The organism is Candidatus Nitrospira neuquenensis (genome assembly GCF_979578155.1).
Genome location: NZ_CEFZDU010000021.1, coordinates 1 through 22,202, shown reverse-complemented (window position 1 = coordinate 22,202; position 22,202 = coordinate 1). Strand labels below are relative to the sequence as shown.

The 22,202-nt window shown below is 69.4% G+C and carries 19 protein-coding genes and 1 tRNA gene; 2 read left to right on the top strand and 18 right to left on the bottom strand.

All coding sequences use genetic code 11. The annotated features are described in order from the left end of the window. Window positions 1-4: 4 nt before the first annotated feature. Window positions 5-781 carry a helix-turn-helix transcriptional regulator gene (locus tag AC1U7O_RS08865; RefSeq protein ID WP_479894364.1) on the bottom strand — a complete coding sequence of 259 codons (777 nt, stop codon included), beginning with the start codon at window positions 779-781 and terminating at the stop codon, window positions 5-7. 135 nt (window positions 782-916) lie between these two features. Further along, the gene (locus AC1U7O_RS08860; protein ID WP_479894363.1) at window positions 917-1,318 is read right to left on the bottom strand and encodes a hypothetical protein; all 402 of its coding nucleotides are present in this window, start codon (window positions 1,316-1,318) and stop codon (window positions 917-919) included. Window positions 1,319-1,446: 128 nt separating this feature from the next. On the opposite strand from AC1U7O_RS08860, the gene AC1U7O_RS08855 reads away from it, so the two are divergent. Next, window positions 1,447-1,522, top strand: a tRNA-Arg gene (locus tag AC1U7O_RS08855). Window positions 1,523-1,794: 272 nt separating this feature from the next. Here the strand turns inward: AC1U7O_RS08855 and AC1U7O_RS08850 are convergent. From AC1U7O_RS08850 to AC1U7O_RS08795, 12 genes are all read right to left on the bottom strand, one after another. Further along, window positions 1,795-2,091, bottom strand: coding sequence for a hypothetical protein (locus AC1U7O_RS08850; RefSeq protein ID WP_479894362.1), 297 nt, complete (start codon window positions 2,089-2,091; stop codon window positions 1,795-1,797). A gap of 8 nt (window positions 2,092-2,099) precedes the next feature. Beyond that, on the bottom strand, window positions 2,100-2,447 hold the full coding sequence (locus AC1U7O_RS08845; RefSeq protein ID WP_479894361.1) for an STAS domain-containing protein: 348 nt from the start codon (window positions 2,445-2,447) through the stop codon (window positions 2,100-2,102). Window positions 2,448-2,461: 14 nt separating this feature from the next. After that, window positions 2,462-3,145, bottom strand: coding sequence for an urease accessory protein UreG (gene ureG / locus AC1U7O_RS08840; protein WP_479894360.1), 684 nt, complete (start codon window positions 3,143-3,145; stop codon window positions 2,462-2,464). 29 nt (window positions 3,146-3,174) lie between these two features. Continuing rightward, complete coding sequence (gene ureC, locus AC1U7O_RS08835; protein WP_479894359.1) at window positions 3,175-4,899, bottom strand: urease subunit alpha; 1,725 nt, start codon at window positions 4,897-4,899, stop codon at window positions 3,175-3,177. A gap of 97 nt (window positions 4,900-4,996) precedes the next feature. After that, window positions 4,997-5,404: an urease subunit beta gene (gene ureB / locus AC1U7O_RS08830; RefSeq protein ID WP_479894358.1), complete on the bottom strand. Its 408-nt coding sequence runs from the start codon at window positions 5,402-5,404 to the stop codon at window positions 4,997-4,999. Between the two features lie 423 nt (window positions 5,405-5,827). Next, entirely contained in the window at window positions 5,828-6,130 is a 303-nt protein-coding gene (gene ureA / locus AC1U7O_RS08825; RefSeq protein WP_479894357.1) for an urease subunit gamma, read from the bottom strand. A gap of 80 nt (window positions 6,131-6,210) precedes the next feature. Continuing rightward, on the bottom strand, window positions 6,211-6,921 hold the full coding sequence (urtE, locus tag AC1U7O_RS08820; RefSeq protein WP_479894356.1) for an urea ABC transporter ATP-binding subunit UrtE: 711 nt from the start codon (window positions 6,919-6,921) through the stop codon (window positions 6,211-6,213). Continuing rightward, window positions 6,905-7,711: an urea ABC transporter ATP-binding protein UrtD gene (gene urtD / locus AC1U7O_RS08815; protein WP_479894355.1), complete on the bottom strand. Its 807-nt coding sequence runs from the start codon at window positions 7,709-7,711 to the stop codon at window positions 6,905-6,907. Before urtD ends, urtE begins: the two co-directional genes overlap by 17 nt. After that, a complete protein-coding gene (gene urtC / locus AC1U7O_RS08810; protein ID WP_479894354.1) occupies window positions 7,712-8,875 on the bottom strand; it encodes an urea ABC transporter permease subunit UrtC in 1,164 nt (387 codons plus the stop codon). A 2-nt stretch (window positions 8,876-8,877) separates the two neighbouring features. After that, a complete protein-coding gene (gene urtB, locus AC1U7O_RS08805; protein WP_479894353.1) occupies window positions 8,878-10,455 on the bottom strand; it encodes an urea ABC transporter permease subunit UrtB in 1,578 nt (525 codons plus the stop codon). A gap of 279 nt (window positions 10,456-10,734) precedes the next feature. Continuing rightward, window positions 10,735-12,102: an urea ABC transporter substrate-binding protein gene (urtA, locus tag AC1U7O_RS08800; protein WP_479894352.1), complete on the bottom strand. Its 1,368-nt coding sequence runs from the start codon at window positions 12,100-12,102 to the stop codon at window positions 10,735-10,737. Window positions 12,103-12,132: 30 nt separating this feature from the next. After that, complete coding sequence (locus AC1U7O_RS08795; RefSeq protein WP_479894351.1) at window positions 12,133-13,581, bottom strand: hypothetical protein; 1,449 nt, start codon at window positions 13,579-13,581, stop codon at window positions 12,133-12,135. 403 nt (window positions 13,582-13,984) lie between these two features. Here AC1U7O_RS08795 and AC1U7O_RS08790 point away from each other — a divergent pair, with 403 nt between their 5' ends. Continuing rightward, a complete protein-coding gene (locus AC1U7O_RS08790) occupies window positions 13,985-15,007 on the top strand; it encodes a hypothetical protein (RefSeq protein ID WP_479894350.1) in 1,023 nt (340 codons plus the stop codon). Window positions 15,008-15,079: 72 nt separating this feature from the next. On the opposite strand, the gene AC1U7O_RS08785 is transcribed toward AC1U7O_RS08790, so the two are convergent. The 4 genes from AC1U7O_RS08785 to AC1U7O_RS08770 form a co-directional block, all read right to left on the bottom strand. Then, on the bottom strand, window positions 15,080-16,837 hold the full coding sequence (locus tag AC1U7O_RS08785; protein WP_479894349.1) for an adenylate/guanylate cyclase domain-containing protein: 1,758 nt from the start codon (window positions 16,835-16,837) through the stop codon (window positions 15,080-15,082). Between the two features lie 18 nt (window positions 16,838-16,855). Continuing rightward, window positions 16,856-19,243 carry a protein kinase domain-containing protein gene (locus AC1U7O_RS08780; RefSeq protein WP_479894348.1) on the bottom strand — a complete coding sequence of 796 codons (2,388 nt, stop codon included), beginning with the start codon at window positions 19,241-19,243 and terminating at the stop codon, window positions 16,856-16,858. A 340-nt stretch (window positions 19,244-19,583) separates the two neighbouring features. Continuing rightward, window positions 19,584-21,107 carry a glucose-6-phosphate dehydrogenase gene (gene zwf / locus AC1U7O_RS08775; RefSeq protein ID WP_479894347.1) on the bottom strand — a complete coding sequence of 508 codons (1,524 nt, stop codon included), beginning with the start codon at window positions 21,105-21,107 and terminating at the stop codon, window positions 19,584-19,586. A 105-nt stretch (window positions 21,108-21,212) separates the two neighbouring features. Then, complete coding sequence (locus AC1U7O_RS08770; protein WP_479894346.1) at window positions 21,213-21,971, bottom strand: MCP four helix bundle domain-containing protein; 759 nt, start codon at window positions 21,969-21,971, stop codon at window positions 21,213-21,215. Window positions 21,972-22,202 lie beyond the last annotated feature (231 nt).

Below are 22,202 nucleotides of genomic sequence, written 5' to 3'. Positions count from 1 at the left end.
CCACTCAACTCCGCCATGCGCCTGGCCGCACAGACACCGCGGCCAGGCTCGTCGCAGCCGCGAATGTGCGATTGCAGCAGAAGCGTTCGTGAGCAATGTGGGCTAGCACCCGCGCGTGAGATCGGGGGTCATTTCCCCGTCCCCTCGAGAATGGTCTTCGCCTCCCGCCGAACGGCGGCGCACAGGCCGTCCGGTCGGACGACCCGCACCCGCTGCCGAAGCTCAGCACCCAGCCGACGAGCTCGCGCGTGTCGGCGACCGTCAAGATCATGCGGAGCCTGCCGTCCTTCAGCGGAGTCTGCCGCTGGCTGGGATGCCAGATCCGGTCGCGGACCCAGGCGGCGGTGGGCTTGTTGAACAGCAGCTCGACCTCGATCCGCGGTCCCCGCATGACGGTGAGGGCGTCCTGCACGTAGGCGTCCAGGTCGAAGCCCAGCGGCATCTGATAGGGATGGTCCGTGAGGCTCACCGATCGGATGCGCTCGACGGCGAAGAGCCGCACGTCCTTGCGCCAGTGACAGTAGGCGACCAGGTAGAGCCCGCCGGCCGCGTACCAGAGGCGGTAGGGATCGGCCTCCCGGCGCGTCGTCTTGCCGCGGGAGGCGGAAAAGTAGCGGAGCTGAACCGTGCGGCCCTGGGTGATGGCCTCGATCAGGCGGTCGATCGTGTCTCGGTGCTGCCGGTAGGCCTTGTGCGGCCCCAGCCCGACGGCGAACAGCCCGCTCACCTGTTCCGCGTAGAAGCGGCCGGCGGACGGCAGGGCGGCGGCCGCCTTGCCCAACAGCGAGTCCAGTGCGGCCTGGACCTGCGTGCGTCGTGGGCGGCGCCGCCGCGCCGCTCCGCGGGAAGCCGCCCGTCTGCCCGATCGCCCATGTCGGATGCAGGGCGGTCAGCGCCGCGAACAGGAGCCGTCGTTTTACGGCTGCCCTGTCCCCGGAAGGATCGGCAGCAGCGGCGCCATGGGCAGGACCGGCATGATCGCCAGGGGCAGCGACCGGCGGTTGAGATCGTCGCGGGCATCACCCGCCGGGGGGACTGCGGGCGTGACCAGCGACGCCGGGGGCGGATAGTCGAGACCACCGCCCGGCTCCAAGCGCGAGCCGGCTTCCCCCACAGCGCCGGCCCCGCCGCTCAAGCCCGGCAGCGTGGTCAGGCTCCCGGGCTCCGGCTCCAGGCTCCAGCCCGGCCGCTCGCAGCCCGTGGAAAACTGCTGCGTCGCGGCACACCCGCTCACCTGCGCGTGCGCGCGAGCCGCACCCCCTGAGAGCAGGACGGCGGCGAGCGCCGCGGCGCCGGTCATGGCCGTAAGGGATCGCATGGGTACAGGATGCCCGCTTCCCGAGCGTCGCGCAACCGCGGCGGGCCGGGCCCCGGCGCCGCTCACTTGACCGGCCGGCGTTCCGCCCTGTATAACGTGCGCGACCCTCCAGCCGACTACAACCGGCCGCGCCCGTAGCTCAATGGATAGAGCATCAGACTACGGATCTGAGGGTTGGGGGTTCAAGTCCCTCCGGGCGCGCCATCTCACGATCTCCGCTTCGCCGGGACCCGGGGCCATAGAGTCCCATGGCTCGCCCTTTCGCCTCCCTCGATCGCCGGTCCGGCCTGGGGCACAGATTGGGATTCGGCTCAGGGCCGCCCGTCGTCGAGATCGGCCAACTCGCCGATCGCATAGTGCCGCGGCGGGAGCCCCGCAATGACGGATGCCTCCCGGACGAGGCCGATCTCCAGCGCCAGCCCACCATGCTCCGGCCGCCTTCACCTCGCCGGCCCCTGCGGTGCAGGGGAACGGAGTCAGCGCGGCTCGGCCCGCTCCCGTCGTTCCTTCGCCTTCGCCTCCTCGGCCTGCTTGCGGCAGGCCCGCTCGTCGAGGATCTTCTTCTCCATCAGCGCGAGGCCCTCGATGCCGTCGGGCGAGGGCCCCTTGTCCGCCTGGGCCTCGTCGATCTCGACGCGGGACTCGTGCAGGCTGTCGTCCTTCGCCTCGTGGGCGGCGCGGGCCGGGTCGCAATGGACCGGCCCGATGGTGCCCCCGCAGGCGGTCATGACCACGGGCAGGACGGCGGGCAGGGCGCGGCGGCTCAGTCTCATCACGCGGCTCACGTGGCCTTCAGAATCTGCAACGCACGGGCCGGGTCGTGCTCGATCGGGATCAGGTTGTTGAAGGCCACGTACATGAGGGTTTCTTCCACGGGCGCCTGCGGCTTGAGCAGGACCATCTTCGCCCCCTGTCGGTTGAGCGCCTTCGCCGCCTTGAGGAACATCCGCAGGCCCATAGAGCTCAAGAAGACGACCTCGGACAGGTCCACGAGCGTGGGGCGCCCCTGCTTCTCGGTCAGCTCGCCGAAGGTCGTCTCGACCGACTGAACGCCGAGCAGGTCCAGACGGCCCGCCAGCGCGACATGGATGAAGTCCGGCTCCTGCTTGATCACGCGCAGCTCGGCCATGGCTCCCCTCCTCGTCAGCCGCCCGGCGCGCGAGCGGCCCGCGCGCCGGGCGGGACCAGCAGCGCCTCCACCCACGCGGTCACGCGGTCGAGCCCCTCGCCGGTCAGCAGGTTGGTGAAAATGAAGGGCCGCTCCCCCCGCAGGGCCCGGCTGTCCCGCTCCATCACGGCGAGGTCGGCGCCCACGTGCGGCGCGAGGTCGATCTTGTTGATCACCAGCAGGTCCGACCGCGTGATGCCCGGCCCGCCCTTCCGTGGAATCTTGTCGCCCGCCGCCACGTCGATCACGTAGATGACCCGGTCGGCGAGCTCCGGACTGAAAGTCGCCGCGAGGTTGTCCCCGCCGCTCTCGACGAAGATCAGGTCCACCTCGGGCACACGCCGGACCAGCTCGTCCACCGCCTCTTGGTTGTGCGAGGCGTCCTCGCGGATCGCCGTATGCGGACAACCACCCGTCTCCACGCCCAGGATGCGGTCGGCAGGGAGCACGCCGCGCCTCGTGAGGAACTCGGCGTCTTCTTTCGTGAAGATGTCGTTGGTGACGACGGCCAGGCTCCAGCGGTCGCGCAGCCGGCGGCAGAGGGCCTCGACCAGCGCGGTCTTGCCGGAGCCGACGGGGCCGCCGACCCCGAGCACGGGGATACCCTTCGCACGGGCCTGCGTGGGTCCGCCGCCGTCGTGGTGATGATGATCGTGCATGCCGCCCCTTCAGTCCTCGCGCCCGGGGCCTAAAACAAAAAGTACCGCTGCGCCATCGGTAACTGCGCCATCGGGTCGCATTTTAGAACCACGCCGTCCGCTCGCACCTCGTAGGTTTCCGGGTTGACCTCGATCCGGGGCAGCGCGTCGTTGAGCTTGAGGTCGCGCTTGCCGATGCTGCGGCAGTTTCGGACCGCGACCGCCCGTTTCTGCAGGCCCAACCGTTGCGGCACCCCGCGGTCCACCGCGGCCTTGGAGACGAAGGTCACGCAGGTGGAGAAGGGCGCCCGCCCGAAGCTCCCGAACATCGGCCGGCTCACGACCGGCTGGGGGGTCGGGATCGAGGCGTTCGGGTCGCCCATCGCCGCCTCGACCAGGAAGCCGCCCTTGACGATCAGGTCCGGCTTCACGCCGAAGAAGGCCGGCCGCCAGATCACGAGGTCCGCCAGCTTGCCCTGCTCGATCGAGCCGACCTCGTGCGCGATGCCGTGCGTGATGGCCGGGTTGATCGTGTACTTGGCGACATAGCGCCGGGCGCGGAAGTTGTCGTGGGGCCTGGCGCCCGCCTTCGGCCCGTCGCCCAGGTGGCCGCGCTGGACCTTCATCTTGTGCGCCGTCTGCCAGGTGCGGATGATGACCTCCCCCACCCGCCCCATGGCCTGCGAATCCGACGACATGATGCTGATCGCGCCCAGGTCGTGCAGGATGTCCTCGGCCGCGATCGTCTCCCGCCGGATGCGCGACTCCGCGAAGGCGATGTCCTCCGGCACCCGGGGGTTGAGATGATGGCAGACCATCAGCATGTCCAGGTGCTCGTCCATCGTGTTCACGGTGAAGGGCATCGTGGGGTTCGTCGAGGATGGCAGCACGTTCGGCTCGCCGCAGACCCTGATGATGTCCGGCGCGTGGCCGCCGCCCGCGCCCTCGGTGTGGAAGGAGTGGATCGTCCGCCCGCCGAAGGCCTTGATGCTGTCCTCGACGAACCCCGCCTCGTTCAGCGTGTCCGTGTGGATGGCGACTTGCACGTCATAGCGGTCGGCGACGTCGAGGCAGGTGGAGATGGCCGCCGGCGTCGTGCCCCAGTCCTCGTGCAGCTTGAGCCCCAGCGCGCCGGCCTCGACCTGCTCGGCCAGGCCCTCCGGCAGCGCGCAGTTGCCTTTGCCCATGAAGCCGAGGTTGATCGGAAAGCCGTCCGCCGCCTCGAGCATCCGGTGGATGTTCCACTCGCCCGGCGTGCAAGTCGTGGCGTTGGTGCCGGTCGCCGGACCCGTGCCCCCGCCGATGAGGGTCGTCAGTCCGTTGGCCAGCCCCTCAAAGATGATCTGCGGGCAGATGAAGTGGATGTGGGTGTCGATGCCGCCGGCGGTGACGATCTTGCCCTCGGCCGAGATGACCTCGGTGCCCGGCCCGACCTCCATGCCCGGCGTCACCCCTTCCATGAGGTCGGGGTTTCCCGCCTTGCCGACTCCGGCGATGCGCCCGTCCCGGATGCCGATGTCCGCCTTTACGATCCCCCACCAGTCCAGGATGATCGCGTTGGTGATGACCGTGTCGAGCGAGCCCCGCGCGCGCGTCGCGGCCGGCGACTGGCCCATGCCGTCGCGGATCACCTTGCCGCCGCCGAACTTGGCCTCCTCGCCCGGCGTCGTGAGGTCCTTCTCGACCTCGATCACCAGCTCCGTGTCGGCCAGCCGGACCCGGTCGCCGGCCGTCGGGCCGTAGAGGTCGGCATACTGTCTGCGGGGGATTTTCATGCTCGGCTCCGCCTGACCGACGACCAGTAGTTACGATCGAAGATTTTAGCTTGCAAATTCAATGTTTCGATCTCATCATTTAACAATCACTCGATCTTTACATCCACCCCCGCTCCCTCGCCGCCGCCAGCGCGCGGGCCATGACCTGGGGATCGTCCAGCCGCCCGTTGGTGAGCCCGTTGATCCCGTACACGACCCGGTTCCCACCGAAGGCGACCAGCGCCACGCGCTTCTCCTCGCCGGGCTCAAAGCGGACCGCCGTCCCCGCCGGCACCAGGAGACGGAAGCCGAAGGCCTTCTCCCGGTCGAAGCGCAGCGCGCGGTTCACTTCGAAGAAGTGGCAGTGCGAGCCGACCTGGATCGGCCGATCGCCGGTGTTGGCGACGACGAGCTCGACCGTCCTCCGCCCTTTGAAGACCTCGATCTCGCCCTCGCCGAGCATCACCTCGCCGGGGACGACCGATCGGAGTTCAGACGCCCCCCGAGAATTCTTCGGCGCCGGCACCCCTTTCCGGTTAACACTGCGACCTTGGGGCGAGCGGCTCTTGTCTTGACGCGCCACTTTTTTCTTTTTCATGGAAGACTCTTAAAGATGTAGAAAGCGACCGCCACTAGAATTCCTGCCCCATAGACTACCCCACCAAACCACCCAAGAACTTCACGAGCCAGCCACTCCCTGCCCCCTCCCCAAAACGAGACCGTAGTGAGCTGGCAGTTTCGCTCTTCCTGCAGCCCCGTTTCGGCCGCGCGTTGGGTGAATCCCCTGGGCGTTAAATCCCGAGCGCGCTACGTGGCCGGTGCTCCTTGTCGTCGATCCGCCCGGCCTCCGTCTTCTGCCGAGGATCGTGCAACGAGTCGAAGACACGCGCATTCAGGCCCTCATCTCGGAAGCGTCCGCTACAACACGAGGGAGCAGGCCGGCGCCTCCTCACCGGATCGGCTGGTGGACGGTGACGAGCTTGGTCCCGTCGGGGAACGTCCCCTCGACCTGTAGCTCCGGGAGCATCTCCGGCACGCCCGGCATCACGTCCCGGCGGGTCAGGAGCGTCGCCCCGAAGCTCATCAGCTCCGCCACGCTCCGGCCGTCCCGCACGCCCTCCAGGATCGCCGCCGTGAGATAGGCCACGGTCTCCGGATAATTCAGCTTGAGCCCCCGCCCCTTTCGTTCCTTGGCGAGCTGCGCCGCCACGTAAATCAGCAGCTTCTCCTGCTCCCTCGGCGTCAGATGCATGGTCTCCGCTCCCTTACTCCTCTCCTCCCTTCAAGGGGAAGCGAGCCCCGAAGAGTGCGCCGAGGCCGGCCTGGTCGGCACTACACGACCAAATGCTGCTTGACCTGCTCCTCGCTCAGCTCGCTTGTCTTGCCCGACGCGACGACCGCGCCCTTCGCCATGATCACGTAGGTGTCGGCCAGCCGCGCGGCGAACTCCATGTACTGCTCCACCAGCAGGATCGCGAACCGCCGCTCCGCCTTGAAGCTTTCGATCACCCGCTCGATCTGGTCCACGATGGAGGGCTGGATGCCCTCGGTCGGCTCGTCCAGGAGCAAGAGCCGCGGCTTCGACAGCAGCGCCCGCCCGATGGCGAGCTGCTGCTGCTCGCCGCCGCTCAGCACCCCGCCCGGCCGCTCCAGCAGCACCGTCAGCTTGGGGAACAGGGCGAACACCTCGTCGTAGGCCGCCCGCTCCTCCGCGGGGCTCACCGGCACGCCCCGCGCCTCGAGCCCGATCCGCAGGTTCTCCCGCACCGTGAGATGCGGAAAGATTTCCCGCCCCTGCGGCACGTAGGCGATGCCCGCGCGCACGCGGCGGTCCGGCGGCTCCTGCGACAGGTCGGCGCCGTGGAACTGGATGCGTCCGGTCTTCGAGCGCAGGAGCCCCATGATCGTCTTGAGCAGCGTGGTCTTCCCCACGCCGTTGCGGCCCATCAGGCAGACGCACTGGTCGGCCCCGACCTCGAAGGAGACGTTGCGGAGAATATGGCTCTCGCCGTAGTGGACGTTCAGGTTATCGAGCCGCAGCATCCGCTTCCTTCTCGGCCTCCCGCTGGCGGCCCAGGTAGATCTCCACGACGCGGGGGTCGGCCTGCACCTTCTCGACCGGCCCCTCGCAGAGCACCGTCCCCTCGTGGAGCACGGTCACGGTGCGGGCGATCTGCCGGACGAACTCCATGTCGTGCTCGATCACGACGATCGAATGCCGCTCGGCCAGCGACAGGAGCAGCTCCCCGGTCTTCTCGGTCTCGTGGTCGGTCATGCCGGCCACCGGCTCGTCCACGAGCAGCAGCGCCGGGTCCTGGAGCAGCACCATCCCGATCTCCAGCCACTGCTTCTGCCCGTGGGACAGCGAGCCGGCGCGCACCCGCCCGTGCTCGGCCAGGCCGATCGTCTCCAGCACGCCGGCGATCCGCTCGGTCTCGGCGGGGGTCAGCCGCGACATCAGCGTCGCGAAGACGCCCTTGCTCTTGCGGCGAAGCGAGAGGTCCAGGTTCTCCCAGACGGTCAGGTTGGCGAACACCGAGGGGGTCTGGAACTTGCGGCCGATGCCCAGCGTGGCGATCTCGTGCTCGCGCAGCGGCAGCAGGTCCCGGTCCTTGCCGAAGACCACGCGGCCGGCGACCGGCTTGACCTTACCGGAGATCACGTCGAGCAGCGTCGTCTTGCCCGCCCCGTTGGGACCGATCACGACGCGCAGCTCGTGGTAGTTGACGATGAAGTTGAGGTTGCGCAGGGCCTTGAACCCCTCGAAGTCCACCGTCACGCCCTCGAGGTAGATGATGGACCCGCGCTCGGCCGTCTCGCCCGTCTCCCGCACTTAGGGCGCCTCCCCTCCATGGCCGGCCCCGGCCGGCGCCAGGTTCTTGTCCGCCCCCCCCGTCCGGGAGCGCCAGCCTGCGTGCATTTTACGGAACAGGCCGATGAAGCCCTCCGGGAAGATCAGGACGACCGCGACGAACAGGCCGCCCAGGAAGAAGGGCCAGAGGTCGGGAAAGGAGGTGGTCAGAATGCTCCGCGCCCAGTTGACCCCCACGGCCCCGAGCACCGCGCCGGCCAGCGTGCCCCGCCCGCCGACCGCGACCCAGATCACCATCTCCAGCGAGGGCAGGACCCCGATCTGCGCCGGCGTGATGATGCCGACCTGCGGCACGTAGAGCGCGCCGGCCAGCCCGGCCAGGGCCGCCGAGACCACGAACACGAACAGCTTGTAGCTCGCCGGCGCGTAGCCCGAGAACAACACCCGCGGCTCGCTGTCGCGGATCGCGATGAGGACCCGCCCCGCCCGTGACCGGATGATCCACCGGCAGAGCAGGTAGGCCCCGCCCAGGCAGAGCACGGTCAGGACGTAGAGGCTGCGCTGTGTGGCCGGGTCGGCCAGGCGGAAGCCCAGCACCTGCTTGAAGTCGGTCAGGCCGTTCGTGCCGCCGAGGTTCGTCTCGTTGCGGTTGAAGACGAGCCAGGCGGACAGGGCCAGGGCCTGGGTGATGATGGCGAAGTACACGCCCCGGATGCGGCTGCGGAACGCCAGGAACCCGAACAGCGCGGCGAAGAGCGTCGGCAGCGCGATCGCCGCCACCGCCGCGAAGGCGAAGCTGTAGAAGGGCGTCCAGAACCACGGCAATTCCTTGACCTGATTCCAGACCATGAAGTCCGGCAGCGTGCTGCCGTAGACGCTCTCGGTCCCGATCGCGAGCATCAGGTGCATGCCGATCGCGTAGGCGCCCAGCCCGAAGAACACGCCGTGGCCCAGGCTCAGGATGCCCGTGTAGCCCCAGATGAGGTCCAGCCCGAGCGCGAGGATGGCGAAGGCCAGGAACTTGCCGAAGCGGTTGAGCGTAAAGTCCGAGATGTAGAGGGCCGACTCGGGCGACGGCAGGACGTTGAGGAGCGGGACGACGACGAGCAGCAGGACCCCGATCAGCGCGAAGGCCGCTCCCTGTCCCCGTTCCGGCTCCCGGCCCATGTCGGTTCCGTCAGCCATGCTCACGACTCGACGTGGCGGCCCTTGATCGCGAAGAGCCCCGACGGCCGCCACTGCAGGAACAGCACGACGAGGACGAGGATCAACACCTTGCCGTACACCGCGCCGAAGGCCGGCTCCAGCAGCTTGTTGAGGCCGCCGATGCCCAGTGCCGCCGCGATGGTCCCCGCCAGCTTGCCCACGCCGCCGGTCACGACGACCATGAAGGAGTCCACGATGTAGTTCTGCCCCAGGCCCGGCTCCACGTTGCCGACCAGGGTCAGCGCGCAACCGGCGAGCCCGGCGAGCCCCGACCCGAAGGCGAAGGTGTAGGCGTCCACCTTGCGCGTCGGAATCCCGAGACAGGCGCTCATGTCCCGGTTCTGCATGACGGCCCGCACCCGCAGCCCCACCCCGGACCGGAACAGCAGCGCGTAGATGCCCGCGACGCACACGACCGACAGCGCGATGATGAAGAGTCGGTTGTAGGGCAACTGCACGCCGACGAGCACCTGCATCCCGCCGCTGAGCCAGCTCGGCGCCGCGACCGCCGTCAGGTCCCCGAAGATCACGCGCGCCCCCTGGATCATGATGAGGCTCACGCCCCAGGTGGCCAGCAGGGTTTCCAGCGGACGGCCGTACAGGAACCGGATGAGGCCCGCCTCGAGCAGCAGCCCGAACAGGCCGGCGACCAGGAAGGAGCCCGGCATCGCGACGAGGAAATAATAGTCGAAAACCCCCTCGGGAAGATAGGCCTTAAACGCCTCCTGGGTGAGGAAGGTCGTGTAGGCGCCCAGCATCATCAGCTCGCCGTGCGCCATGTTGATCACGCCCATGAGCCCGAAGACGATCGCCAGGCCCAGCGCCATGAGCAGGAGGATCGAGCTCAGGCTGATGCCGCGAAAGACCGTCTCGACGGCGGAGGCCCAGCTCCCCCAGGTCTCGATGCGATCCACGGCCTCGGCCGCGGCCCTGGCCATCTGCACCTGCCGCTCGTACGCCTCGTGGGCCCGCGGGTCGCCGCTCTCCAGGGCGTCTTTGGCGGGTTCCTTGGCCAGGTCCTTGAGCGTCGGCAGGGCGTTCTGGCTGCGGAGCTCGCCCAGCTTGGCGGCTGCGGCGAGGCGGGCCTGCTGATCCTCGCCCGCGAGCCTGATCAGGTTGATCGCCTCCTCGATGGTGTAGCGCACCCAACGGTCCGGCTCGCGGACCAGGGCCGCCTCCAGCCAGGGGAGGGCCGCCGGGTGGCCGATCGTGCCCAGGTCGGTCGCGGCGGATCGCCGGACGTCCGGGCTGTCGCTCGCCAGGTTCGCCCGGTTCCTGAGGAGATCGATGATCGGCTTGAGGAGCAGGCGCACCGAGCGCTCCGAGTTGTCGCGCAGCTCCTCCAGGCGCGGCAGCAGCGAGGGGTCCCCCTCACGGATCAGCGCGGCCGCGGCCGCCTCCTGGGCGGCCTCGTCCGGCCCGGTCAGGTCGGCCAGGGCCCGTTCGACGGCGGAGGGGGCGGGCGGCGGCTCCGCCGCTTCGCCCGCGGTCGCCCCGCCGGACCAGAGGACGAGGACGAGCGCCGCAGCCCGGAGCGGGAGCAGATTCGGTGACGTCATGCCGGTTCTCCTCGGTACGATGCCCTCCGGCGGGCGGACGGGCCCCATCGGATGCCGGGCTGCGGTCCGACGGCGCCGGGTGGGGCGCTGGGCGGGAACGCCCCGGCTCGCAGGGACCGGGGCGCGGAAGACCGCCGGGGGCGGGCGGCGGGCGGGACGCCGACCTCGGCCGTCCCGCCGCTTGATGTCGTGCACGGGCCTGTCACTGTGGTCCTGGGCAGGCTCCGCCGCGCCCCCGACGGGCGCGGCGGGGCTTGCCGGTCCCTGTCCGGTCGCTCGCTACTTCTTCTTCTGGTAGGTGCCCTGGTGGCTCACCCAGTCGCAGCCCTTGTCCGGGTTCGTGTACTCGCTCCAGGGCTCGGGCTTCACCAGGCCCTTCGAGCGGGAGACGATCTTGAACTGCCCGTCCTTGAGGATCTCGCCGATCAGGACCGGCTTCCACGTGTGGTGGTTGGCTTCGTCCATCTTGATTTCCCCGCCCGGCGCGAGGAACTTGCTGCCGTAGACCGCCTTGCGGACCTTGTCCACCTCCGTGGACCCGGCCTTCTCGACCGCCTGCTTCCAGATGTAGACGCCGAAGTAGGCCGCCTCTATCGGGTCGTCGGTGACGCGCTTGTCGCCGTCCGGCAGGTTGTTCCTCTTACAGTACGCCTTGAAGTTGGCCACGAACTGCTTGTTCTGGGGCGTATCCACGCTCTGGAAGTAGTTCCACGCCGCCAGGTGCCCGACCAGCGCGGTCGTGTCCATGCCGCGCAGCTCGTCCTCCGCCACGCTGAAGGCCATGATCGGCGCGTCCTCGGCCCGCAGGCCCTGGTTGGCGAATTCCTTGTAGAAGGGCACGTTGCTGTCGCCGTTGATCGTGCTGATCACGGCCGCCTTGCCGCCGGCCGCGAACTTTTTGATCTTGCCGACGATCGTCTGGTAGTCCTGGTGGTGGAAGGGCGTGTACTCCTCCATGATGTCCTTCTCCGGCACTTGCTTGGCCAGGAGCATGGCGCGGAGGATCTTGTTCGTCGTCCGGGGGTACACGTAGTCGGTGCCGAGCAGGTAGAACTTCTTGTAGCCGCCGCCCTCCTTGCTCATCAGGTACTCGACGGCCGGCACCGCCTGTTGGTTCACCGCCGCCCCCGTGTAGAAGACGTTGTGCGAGCACTCCTCGCCCTCGTACTGGACGGGATAGAACAGCAGCCCGTTGTTCTTCTCGAAGACCGGCAACACGGACTTGCGGCTGACCGACGTCCAGCAGCCGAACACGACAGCCACCTTGTCCTGGAGCAGGAGCTGCTTAGCCTTCTCGGCGAACAGGTCCCAGTTGGAGGCCGGGTCCACGACCACCGGCTTGATCGGCCGGCCCATCACCCCGCCCTTGGCGTTGATCTCCTCCACCGCCATCAGCACCACGTCGCGCAGCGACACCTCGCTGATCGCCATCGTGCCGCTGAGCGAGTGCAGGACGCCGATCTTGATCGGCGCCTTGTCCGCCGCGTAGGACAGGGCCCAGTGGCCCAGGTTGCCGAGCAGGGCCGCGACGCCCGCCCCGGCCGCCACCCGGCCGCTCGCGGCCAGAAACTCCCGCCGCGAAGGGCCCTCGGGCTCCGTCGGCTGCTCCGCCGCCCCGGTCGTCGTCGTCTCATCCAGCTTGTCCATCGTCGTCGCTCCTTTCCCCGTCCCGGCGGGTTAGAAGTTGTACCAGAACGAGATGTTGTACTGCTGCCCCGAATAGCTCTCGTAGGTCGTCCACGTCGTCCAGAGGTTCTGAAACTCCAGGCCCACGTAGAAGTCGGCCCAGATCGGGTGGATCGCCGTCACGTACATGCGCTGGTTCAGCAGGTACTGGGTGTTGGGGTTCGTCGCCGGATTGAGGCTGCCGCTTAAGTCCTTGTTGTTCGGGTTGTCGAAGCCGTAGCCCGCCAGGAACGTATAGTCCTTCGAGTGGGCGTAGCTCAACTGGGTCCAGCCGACCCACGTCCGGACCGGCTTGCCGGTCGTGAAGTTCAGCTCCTGGTTGTACCGGAAGAACTCGACGCCCAGCCCCTGGCCGTACCCGAGCTCGCCGGAGATCTTGAGCTTCTGGCCCAGCGGGATGACGTACTCGGCGCCGACCAGGTAGGAATTGATGTCCTGGCCCGAGGTGAAGGTCGTGTTGCCGGGGATCGGCGCGGACCGGTAGTACCGGTAGGCCACGCTGCCCGCCAGCATCGCGCCCTCCCACCGCCCCGTGCCGGTGTAACCGAGCCTGGCGCCGTAGTAGGGGTTCTGGACGGGATCGTTGAAGACGCAGTTGGCGTTCGCGAAGCTCGGCGTGGTGCAGTTGCTGCCCGGGGCCGGCCGCGATTGCTGGTTCGGCTGGATCGCCGAGAGGCCGCGCTCGAAGCGCATGACGGTCAACAACCCCTCGACGTTGTCCGCGAACTTGTGCCGGACCGTGATCTGCGGGAGACGCTGCCACAGGTTGCCGCCGTAGCCCATGATCGAGAAGTCGATCAGGTCGGGGTGCAGGGACATGATCGGCGTCCAGTCCATGCCGGCGGTGAGGCTGGTCTTGTTGTAGGTGTACTTGACGTTGGCCAGGCGCAGACGGGGCGGCAGGTTGCCCGCGTTGTCCGTCTGCCCGTAGAAGTCGACTTCCACGACGCCGGTCAGGCTGTGCTTGCCGTCCGTCCGGTCGGCCCGGATGCCGAACACGCTGTACCGCGGGTTCAGGGTGGCGGAGGCGTTGCTGCTCTTGCCCGCGGCCGTCGCGTACCCGTTGAACTGGCCGGGGTCGAGCGGGTTGTTGTTCCGGCTGCTGTAGATCGCGTCCAGCTCGACGCGGCCGTAGGGCGTGATCGTGCCCTTGCTCTGGTCCGTGTACAGGGTGCTGAGGCAGCCCGCGCACAGGTGCACGCCGGGCTCCTCCTTGCGGACGGCCTGGCCGGCGCCTTCGGCCTGCTCCGCCGCTTCCTTTTCCGCCACCGGCCCCGACCCCGGCGCCGGCGCGCTCGGGGGCGTCTGCTCCTTGCGCAGCAGCCGCCCCGCCCCCTCCGATTCCTCCGCGCTCTGCCCGTAGGCCGCGGGCGCGGCCAGCACGAGCAGCGCGATGCCCGCGAGCCCCAGGCGGGCGCTCCTCCCTCGTGGTGTCAGCATGGTCCGACCCCTCTCCGTTCGTCGGAAGATTGAACAATTCCTGACCGGGAGGGGCCGCCTTCGGGCATAAAAAAACGCCCTCCCGGTCCACCAGGTGAACCGCAAGGACGTCATTGTCCCTCAAGCGGCCGGTCTGCCGGGGCGGACCCCATCGTCCGCCGCCGCGGCCGCGCGTCTGTAAGTTGCGTCGCTTTTAAATCCTCGGTTGACGTTTTGTCAAGGGCTTTTCTTAGGGGAGGCGCAGCAACCTGTTTTTGGGCACCTCCACACCGTCCGGGCCGCTCAGACGGGCTATTCCTACGTAAGCCCGGCGGGCGCGGCGGGAGCGCCGGCGCCCCGCCTGAATCGCCGCCCGCACTTGTGGTAGACTACCGCCGGTTCGAGGCCGGAGTGAAGGAGGTTCGTGCACCCAGGACGGACAGGGTCGCGCCGGACGTCGTGGCGGCGCTTCGCGCTCATCGCACCGGCGCTGGCTCTCGTCGCAGCCGCCTGCGCCTCCGGCCCCCGCCCCGAGGACGTCATCTTCCGGAGCCCCTTCGCCTCCGTGTACCTGGAGCGCGCCTCCGCGGACAACTTCCAAGCCACGCACCCCGTGACGCTCGGGCCCGAAGTGGTGGAGCGCCTGCTCAAGGGGGTGTTGGTCATCCGTCGCAAGACCGCGATGGACACGATGTTCTCGAACAAGGAATCCCTGCAGCGCGTCTTCTCGGACGAGGAGGTCGCCTTCCTCGCCCCCCTGCTGGCCGGGGGCCTGGCCCGGGCCAAGCCCTGGCAACAGGTCCGGTTCACCCTCGTCCAGCCCCCTGCGGGCCCCAACCATCTGCTGTCGATGTCCGAGACGGGCGGCGCGGGGGTAGGCTCCTCCGAGCCCGCCACCTACGGCCCTCAATACGAAACCTCCTCCGGCGTCCTCTTCGTGTTCCGACCGTCGCTCCACCTGATTCTGACCCAATACCGGCAAAGGCCGACCAGACCCGACAGCATCAACATGCCCAATCGCCGCCTGCCGGACGCCGGCGGGCTCGACCGGATCGAGCTGCTCTTCGCCCCCAAGTCGGCGTTGCTGCCGGAGTCGTACCAGGACCCCGGCTGGTTCGGCGAGGACCACCTGACCCCGATCGTCGTGGACTACGAACGGCTCGCGAAGCTGCCCGAGCCCAAACCGCAGCCTCCGCCGGCCACGGGAACCCCGGCGCCGCCTGCCGCGACGCCCCCGCCGGCCACGGCCCAGCCCCCGCCCGGCGAGGGAACGGCGGGCCAGGCGGACGTGCAGGCGCTGAAGGAATCGCTGAGCCGGCAGGAGCAGGAGCTCAAGGCGCTCAAGGAGCAGATCGAGTCGCTGAAGGGTGAGCACGGCGACCCCAAGGCCCAGCCGAAGAAGCCGAAGAGCCAGAAGAAGCCGTCGCCGCCCGATCCCACCCCCTGATCGGTCCGGCCGCGCCGCCCTCCGCCGCACACGGCGGGCGACCCCGCGAACGGCCGCCGGCGGCGAGAGGCGTCAGGTCGCCGTATCGGGCGGGGCCGCGCCCTCGGCGAACCGGATGCCCAGCTTAAAATAGACCGCCCCGCGCTCGTCCGTGACCCGTTCGACCCTCACCACACGCCCCTCCACGTCGGAGAGCTTCTCCCCGCTGGGCAGCCGGAAGGACAGGAGGAGTCGCGCGCCAGGCTCGAAGTCGTCACGGGTGCTGAGCTGGACGCCGCCCCGGCTGATGTTCTTGACCGTGCCCTGGAAAACTTGGCTCCGGGTGGGGTTCCGATAGATCGTGAACAGGGACACCTCGCGCCGCGCGCTCCGCCGCTGGTCGGCCCCGCCCGCCGGGGCGGGCCGATCCAGCAGCTCCAGCACCTCATAGGCGTCCACCGCCCCCGCCCGCCCCTTCACTTCGAGCGGCGGCCACTTCACGGCCCTCACGAGATCCTTCACCGGTTCGTAGGCGGACTCGCTCAGCAGGATGCCCCCCGGCTTCGCGTGGGTCTGGAGCCGGGCCGCCAGGTTGACGGTGTCGCCGATGACCGTGTACTTGACGCGGGACTGGGAGCCGATGTTGCCCGCCACCACCTCCCCGCTGTTGACCCCGATCCGGATCCGAAACTGCGGCCAGCCCTCCCGCTCCGCCCGCTCCGCGAGGCCGGCGGTCGCCCGCTGCATATCGGCGGCCGCCGCGAGAGCGCGCCGCGCATGGTCCGCGCAGGGCACGGGCGTCCCGAAGACGGCCAGCACGGCGTCGCCCAGGAACTCCAGCATGGTGCCCTGGTGACGGAAGACGATCTCCGTCATGACGCCGAAGAACTCGTTGAGGTGCCGGACGACTCGGTCGGGCTCCAGCCGCTGGGCCACGGCCGTGAAGCCGCAGATGTCCCCGAACAGCACGGAGCACTCGGTCCGCCGGCCGCCCAGGATGGCCGAGCCCTCCCGCTTGAGGGCGTCCTCCGCGACGCTCGGCGGCAGGTACCGCTGCAGGTTCATCCGGGCGGTGGTTTCCTTCCGGACGTTCTCGTACAGCCGCGCGTTCTCGATCGCGACGGCGGCCTGGTGGGCGAACGCGGTGAGGAACTCGACGCTCTGTTCCGTGAAGGCGCCGGAGGTCACGCGGTTGTCCAGGTAGATGACGCCCAGGATGCCGGCGGTCTTGGACTGCAACGGCACGCAGAGGAGCGAGCGCACGTGGTGCGCGATCACGCTCTGCATCTCGCGGAAGGCGCCCTCCCGGCTCGCATCCGTCGCGAGGATCGGCCGCCCCTCGCTGGCCACGCGGCTGATGACGTTGCTGCTCACCTGCCACGCCTCGCCCCCCGCCGCCAAAGCGTCCAGGTGGCGGGCCGCCTGCACGGCCAGCTTCCCCGTCTGCTCGTCCTTGAGCATCAGGAGGCCGCGCTCGGCGTTCATGGCCTTCACGGCCATATCCATGATCGTGTCCAGGAGTTGGTCCATGGCCAGGATCGAGTTGATCGCCTTGCCGACCTCGACGAGCGTCGCCATCTCCCGCGTAAGCCGCGTGATGTCCTGGAAGCCGGCCCGCAGCCCCTGGTAGGCCTCGGCCAGCGTCCGCAGGGCCTCGTCGGCCTCCGTCGAGCCGGCGCGGCCGGTGTCGGCGAGCTCCCGCGCGCGCCGAAGCCCCGACTCGAACCGGCTCAGGTGCTGCTGGACGGCGTCGTACTGCTGGATGTGGACCCGGCAGCGCGCGCAGTAGGTGGCGAGGGCCTGGACCAGGCCGCAATGGGGGCAGGTGGCGGCGTGGGCGTCCTGGGGCATGGCCCGGTGGCGGAGGGTTCAGGCCGGGGCCGTCAGGCCGCGGCCGAGCGCTTCGGCGGTCGGGAAGCGATCTTCAGGGCGCTTTTCGAGACACTTCATCACGACGGCCTCGAGTTCCTTGGAGACGGAGGGATTCAGCAGGCCGGGCACGAGCGGCGGCTCGTGCAGGTGCCGGTACGCGATGTCTCCCTCGGCGAAGGGCACGCGTCCCGTGAGCAGCTCGTAGAGGGTGACGCCGAGCGCGTAGATGTCCGTCCGGCCGTCCACCGGCTTGCCGAGGATCTGCTCGGGCGCCATGTACCAGGGAGTGCCCAGCATCGAGCCGGCTTGGGTCAGGTTGCAGAAGCCGAGGTCGAGGTGGGCCAGGCCGAAGTCCGCGATCTTGACCTCCCCTCGCTCGGTCAGGAGGATGTTGTCCGGCTTGATGTCCCGGTGCACCACGCCCTGGGCATGGGCATAGCCGAGCGCATCGCACAGTTGCCCGGCGACGGCCCTCACCAGCGCGATCTCCAGCGCGCCCCGCTGGAGGACTTCCCGCAGGCTGCGGCCGTCCACGTGCTCCATGGCGATGAAGACCGGGGCCTCGACGTGGATATCGTAGATGGCCACGATGTTCGGGTGGCGCAGATGGCTGGCGGCCTGCGCCTCCCGGATGAAGCGCTGGACCGCTTCCGGTTCCTGCTTCAGCTCCTCCTTCATGAACTTGAGCGCCACGGGCCGGCGCAGCACCCGGTCCACCGCCCGGTACACGGTCCCCATCCCGCCGGCGCCGATCCGGACGATGTCCTCGTACCGCTCGCGGACCCCGCTCCATCCCCCGGCCTGGCGGTCCGCCCCCTGGGCGGCGGGCAGGCGCTCCAGCCGGAACAGCACGTCCCGGTAGTTGAGGTCGGATTCCAGGATTTGCGTGTAGAGGGCGAGGGCCTTCTCCGGACGGCCCCGCTCCTCGCAGGCGACGGCGACGGCGTAGAGGCGCTCCAGCAGCCGGTCGAGCGGCATCGGTATCCGCAAGAGCCGCTCGAATTGTTTGTCCGCCAGCTCCACGAGCCCCTTGCGCTGCAGGCTCAGGCCGAGCTGGAGGACCGCCTCCGCCAGGCCGGGGAACTCGAAGCGGACGAGCTGCTGGTACACGGAGATGACCCGGTCCTCCGATTCCCCCCGCCGGCGGTAGATGTCGCCCAGCTCCTCGAGCACCGGCACCAGGTCCTCCTCGGTCAGGCGCCCGGAGCGGAGCCGCTCTTCGAGGTCGCCGCCCCGCTTCTCTAGCAGGACCTCGTCCAGCTCACGCCGGTGCGCGCGGAACCCCTCGTTGCCCGGGTCCAGGAGGAGGAGCTGCTCCAGCACGCTCCGCGTCGTCTCCAGATCCCCCGCCTCCATGGCCTGGTCTCCGGTGGCTGCGAGCTGCTCCTGGAGCGCGACGCGAAGGTCCTCGTGGCGGCCGGTCACCGGCAGCAGTTGTTCCAGCCAGGCCCGGGCCGACGGCAGCCGCCCGGCCTCCAGGTTGAGGGAGAACAGGGCCTCCAGGACGACACGCTGGCGCAGGCCGGTCAACTGGCCGAGGACCAGCTCCAGCTTGCCGAGCACCGCGTCCAGCCGCTCCGGCCGGCCCTCGATCACGCGGCGGTACTCTTCGAGCGCCGGCACCACGTCGCCGCGGTGCAGCAGCAGCTCCGCCAGCCGCCAGCGGAGATGCGGATCGTCGGGGCGCTGGCGCAGGTACTGCCGGAACAGCGTCACCGCCCTGTCCAGCTCCCCCTGGAATTCGTAGTAGAAGCCCACGGCATAGACGGTCTCGGGGTCGGCCTTCCGCGCCTTGAGCGCCTGCTCGCCCGCCTCGATCAGCTCCGCGAGGCGCCCCTTGGCCCGATGGACCTCGAAGGCCAGCCGGTGAGCCCGGGCGTGGAGCGGATGCTTGGCCAGGATGGCCGTGAGCTCCTTAAGGACCTTCCGATCCCGATCGGGACGGAGCTTCCACATCTGCTCGTATTCCTCGATCGCCTGGTCCACCCGCCCCTGCATCAGCAGAATCTGCGCCGTATAGTGGAATTTGTCGGAGAAGTGGCCCTTGAGACACTTGAGGCCCGCGAAGACGTCCAGGGCCTCGCGATACTTGCCGCGGTGGTAGAGGGTCGCGCCGTAGACGACATGGTGGCGCATGTAGCGGACGCCCGAGGCGCTCAGTTGCCGGAGCACGTCGCGGGTGGGCAGCAGCGCCTGCAACTGAACGCAGACGTCGTGGGCCTCGTCGTAGCGCTGCTGCTCGTAATAGGCGACGGCCAGGTCGTTCATCGCCCGGAGATCGCGGGGATCCTCCGCGAGCTGCCGGCGCGCGTACCTCTCGACCTCGGCCCAGTTGGCCTCCTGATAGGCCTTCTCGCGCTTGTCGAGGCGGCTCAGGTGGAACATGCGCCCTCCGACGGGATCGCAGGCCTGCGCTGCAAGGGGGAGAGAGGACGGCCGGAGGGGGACGCGTCCGGGACCTCCGGCGCTCTGTCGGAGAGGTTGGGCATCCGCCGCCGCCCCCTACAAGCCGGAACCGGAAACCTAAGTAGGCGTCTCGCCTATATACCGGCGGGACAATTGAGCGGGAGCCTAGCACGGCCGTGGGGAAATGTAAATTGCGAGAGGCCTTCTCGGCGGGCGCCGCTCAAGCTGAGACATCCGTCCGGGCAGCCGCCCATCGCAGGGGTGGGCGCGGCGGGACTCCACCCGGATTCCCTGGCCGGTCGTCGTCGGATCGGCCTCTTCAATTCGGATTCCGCCACTGGCGCCCCTCGCGCGCCATCAGCTCATCGGCCTCCGGCGGTCCCCAGGTGCCCGCCGCATAGTTCGGGAAGCTCGCCGCCGGCAGCGAGCGCATCACGTCGAGGATGGGTTCCACGACGCGCCAGCCCTCCTCCACGCTGTCGGACCGCATGAAGAGGGTCTGGTCGCCGGCCAGCAGGTCGTGCAACAGCGTTTCGTAGCCCGTGCTCGCCGCGCCGCCGAAGTACCGCGCGTACTGGAAGTCCATCTGCACCGTCCCGATGCGGACGGTCGGGCCCGGCACCTTGGCCCCGAAGCTGAGCGAGATGCCCTCGTCCGGCTGGATGCGGACCACGAGGAGGTTGGGCGCGAGCCGCTCGACGGCCGTCCGGCGGAAGAGCATCAGCGGCGGGCGCCTGAACTGGATCACGATCTCCGTCACCCGCCGGGGCAGCCGCTTGCCGGTGCGGAGGTAGAAGGGCACGTCCGCCCACCGCCAACTGTCGATCACCAGCCGCAGGGCGATGAAGGTCTCGGTGTTCGACTCCGGCGAGACGTTCGGCTCCGCGCGGTACGCCGGCACCGCCCGGCCCTCGACCATCCCCTCCCCGTACTGCCCCGCCACCGCAAAGCGCAACACGTCGAGGGGGTGCAGCGGCAGGATGGATCGCATCACCTTGGCCTTCTCATCCCGCACGGCCTCCGCCTCGAAGGAGCTCGGCGGCTCCATGGCCACGAGCGACAGGAGCTGCATCAGGTGATTGGGCACCATGTCCCGCAGCGCCCCGGCCTCCTCGTAGTAGTGGCCGCGATGCTCGACGCCCAGGCTCTCCGCCACCGTGATCTGCACGTGGTCGATGTACCGGCGGTTCCAGACCGGCTCGAAGATCCCGTTGGAGAACCGGAAGACGAGGAGGTTCTGGACTGTCTCCTTCCCGAGGTAATGATCGATCCGGTAGATCTGGCGCTCCTCCAGCACGCGGCGGATCTCCTCGTTGAGCGCCCGGGCCGAGGCGAGGTCGCGGCCGAAAGGTTTTTCGACGACGACGCGCCGCCAGGCGCCGGCCGGCTCCCGCGTCAGGCCCGCGGCCCCGAGGTGCCGGAGGATCTCGCTGAAGAAGCCGGGGGCGGTGGCGAGGTAGAAGGCGAGGTTCCCGCGGGTGCCGTGCGTCCGTTCCACCTCATCGAGCTGGTTGCGGAGGCGCGCGTAGGCGGCGGGGTCGAGGAAGTCACCGGTGACGTAGTAGAGGCGCGGGAGGAGCGACTCCCAGACCGAGGCGTCGAACGGCCCCGGGGCGAATTCCCGAACGTCCCGGCTCAGCTTCCGCCGGAACTCCTCCGTGGAGAATTCGGTCTTGGCCAGTCCGACCAGGGCGAACTCCTTGGGCAGGAGCCCGTTCGCCGCCAGTGTGTAGAGGGAGGGCACGAGCTTGCGCTTCGTCAGGTCGCCGTCGGCTCCGAAGACCACCATGACGCAGGGTTCCCGCGCCGACGGCGTGGAGAGGGGGAGCGTGTGGCCGGACATCTTCGGGGCCTCCATCGCTCGGCGCTCGCGCCGAGCCGCCTGCGATAGTGCCCGTGGGCATCCGGCCTGTCAAGTCTGGCGGCGCTCGACGGTCCCTGCTCGTGTTCATACGCGCGGGTCGGCTCCCGGCAGGACGGTGGAGGCCGGTCCGCCTTCCCGTCCGGCGCCGGCGACCGCCCCCGCGCCGGCCTGTTCCCGCGAGCCGACGACCAGGTTCAGCAGCGCCAGCAGCAGGCTCCCGATCAGCAGCGCGGTGCTGATCTCGCGGATGATCACCGCGCCCTCGTCCTGCATCCCCTTCCCCACGTCCGCGACGGTCTCCAGGAGGCGGTCCAGGGCCATGCTGACGGCCACGATCCTGGCGCCCGCCGCGTCCCGCACGTGCAGCGCCAGCTTGCTCCGAATGGCCGCCGCCTCCTGCGGCGCGGCGGCGGCCCATCGTGCGCGGAGCAGGGTGATCGTCTCGTCGGCCGCCGCAAAGTAGGCGTCCAGGCTCGTCCGCAACGCCTCCAGGGCCTTCCGCTCCTTGGGCGTCTGCAACCCGACCCCCGCGCCCGCCGCATGGTAACGCTCCACCGCGGCCTTGATCCGCTCCCGCTGCTCGGGCAGCGCGGCGAGGATCCGCTCCGCATCCGGCCGGCTACCCGCCTCCACGGCGCGGATGATGCTGGTCCGGTAGCGCATCACGTCCCCGGAGATGTGCGCGAGGTCGGTCGCCGCGATCGTATAGTCCGCGTAGAGCATCCGCAGGTCGCGGTCCACCCGGTCCAGCAGGCCGGCCGTCACCAGCCCGAGCCCGACGATCAGGGCACTGACCAGCACCCGCCCCCCGGACGGCCAGCCCACCCTTCCATCGACAGGCATCCGGCTCCTCCTGATAAGAAGGGGGCAGAGGCCCGTACGAGCCCCTGCCCCCTGGCGGTCGGCGCTCAGCCCGTCACCCCGGCGGACGCCGGGGGCCCACCCGCCCGCCGATGCCGGCTTGCGCCGGACTGACCGCGACGGCCTGGCCGGATGGACGGCTGGCTGCTCGCCTCGTGCCCCTTAGAGCCAGTTCACCCGCTCGGCGGGGCGGATGTAGATCGGCTCCTCGAT

Excerpts from the sequence above, each read along its gene's own strand:
- ureA (WP_479894357.1), bottom strand. The coding sequence starts at position 6,130 with ATGCATCTGACGCCGAGGGAGCAGGAGAAGCTGCTGATTTACGTGGCG.
- AC1U7O_RS08795 (WP_479894351.1), bottom strand. The coding sequence starts at position 13,581 with ATGCTGACACCACGAGGGAGGAGCGCCCGCCTGGGGCTCGCGGGCATC.
- zwf (WP_479894347.1), bottom strand. The coding sequence starts at position 21,107 with ATGTCCGGCCACACGCTCCCCCTCTCCACGCCGTCGGCGCGGGAACCC.
- AC1U7O_RS08780 (WP_479894348.1), bottom strand. The coding sequence starts at position 19,243 with ATGTTCCACCTGAGCCGCCTCGACAAGCGCGAGAAGGCCTATCAGGAG.
- AC1U7O_RS08850 (WP_479894362.1), bottom strand. The coding sequence starts at position 2,091 with ATGAGACTGAGCCGCCGCGCCCTGCCCGCCGTCCTGCCCGTGGTCATG.
- AC1U7O_RS08845 (WP_479894361.1), bottom strand. The coding sequence starts at position 2,447 with ATGGCCGAGCTGCGCGTGATCAAGCAGGAGCCGGACTTCATCCATGTC.
- AC1U7O_RS08785 (WP_479894349.1), bottom strand. The coding sequence starts at position 16,837 with ATGCCCCAGGACGCCCACGCCGCCACCTGCCCCCATTGCGGCCTGGTC.
- AC1U7O_RS08770 (WP_479894346.1), bottom strand. The coding sequence starts at position 21,971 with ATGCCTGTCGATGGAAGGGTGGGCTGGCCGTCCGGGGGGCGGGTGCTG.
- urtE (WP_479894356.1), bottom strand. The coding sequence starts at position 6,921 with ATGCTGCGGCTCGATAACCTGAACGTCCACTACGGCGAGAGCCATATT.
- ureG (WP_479894360.1), bottom strand. The coding sequence starts at position 3,145 with ATGCACGATCATCATCACCACGACGGCGGCGGACCCACGCAGGCCCGT.
- urtA (WP_479894352.1), bottom strand. The coding sequence starts at position 12,102 with ATGGACAAGCTGGATGAGACGACGACGACCGGGGCGGCGGAGCAGCCG.
- urtC (WP_479894354.1), bottom strand. The coding sequence starts at position 8,875 with ATGGCTGACGGAACCGACATGGGCCGGGAGCCGGAACGGGGACAGGGA.
- urtB (WP_479894353.1), bottom strand. The coding sequence starts at position 10,455 with ATGACGTCACCGAATCTGCTCCCGCTCCGGGCTGCGGCGCTCGTCCTC.
- ureC (WP_479894359.1), bottom strand. The coding sequence starts at position 4,899 with ATGAAAATCCCCCGCAGACAGTATGCCGACCTCTACGGCCCGACGGCC.
- AC1U7O_RS08860 (WP_479894363.1), bottom strand. The coding sequence starts at position 1,318 with ATGCGATCCCTTACGGCCATGACCGGCGCCGCGGCGCTCGCCGCCGTC.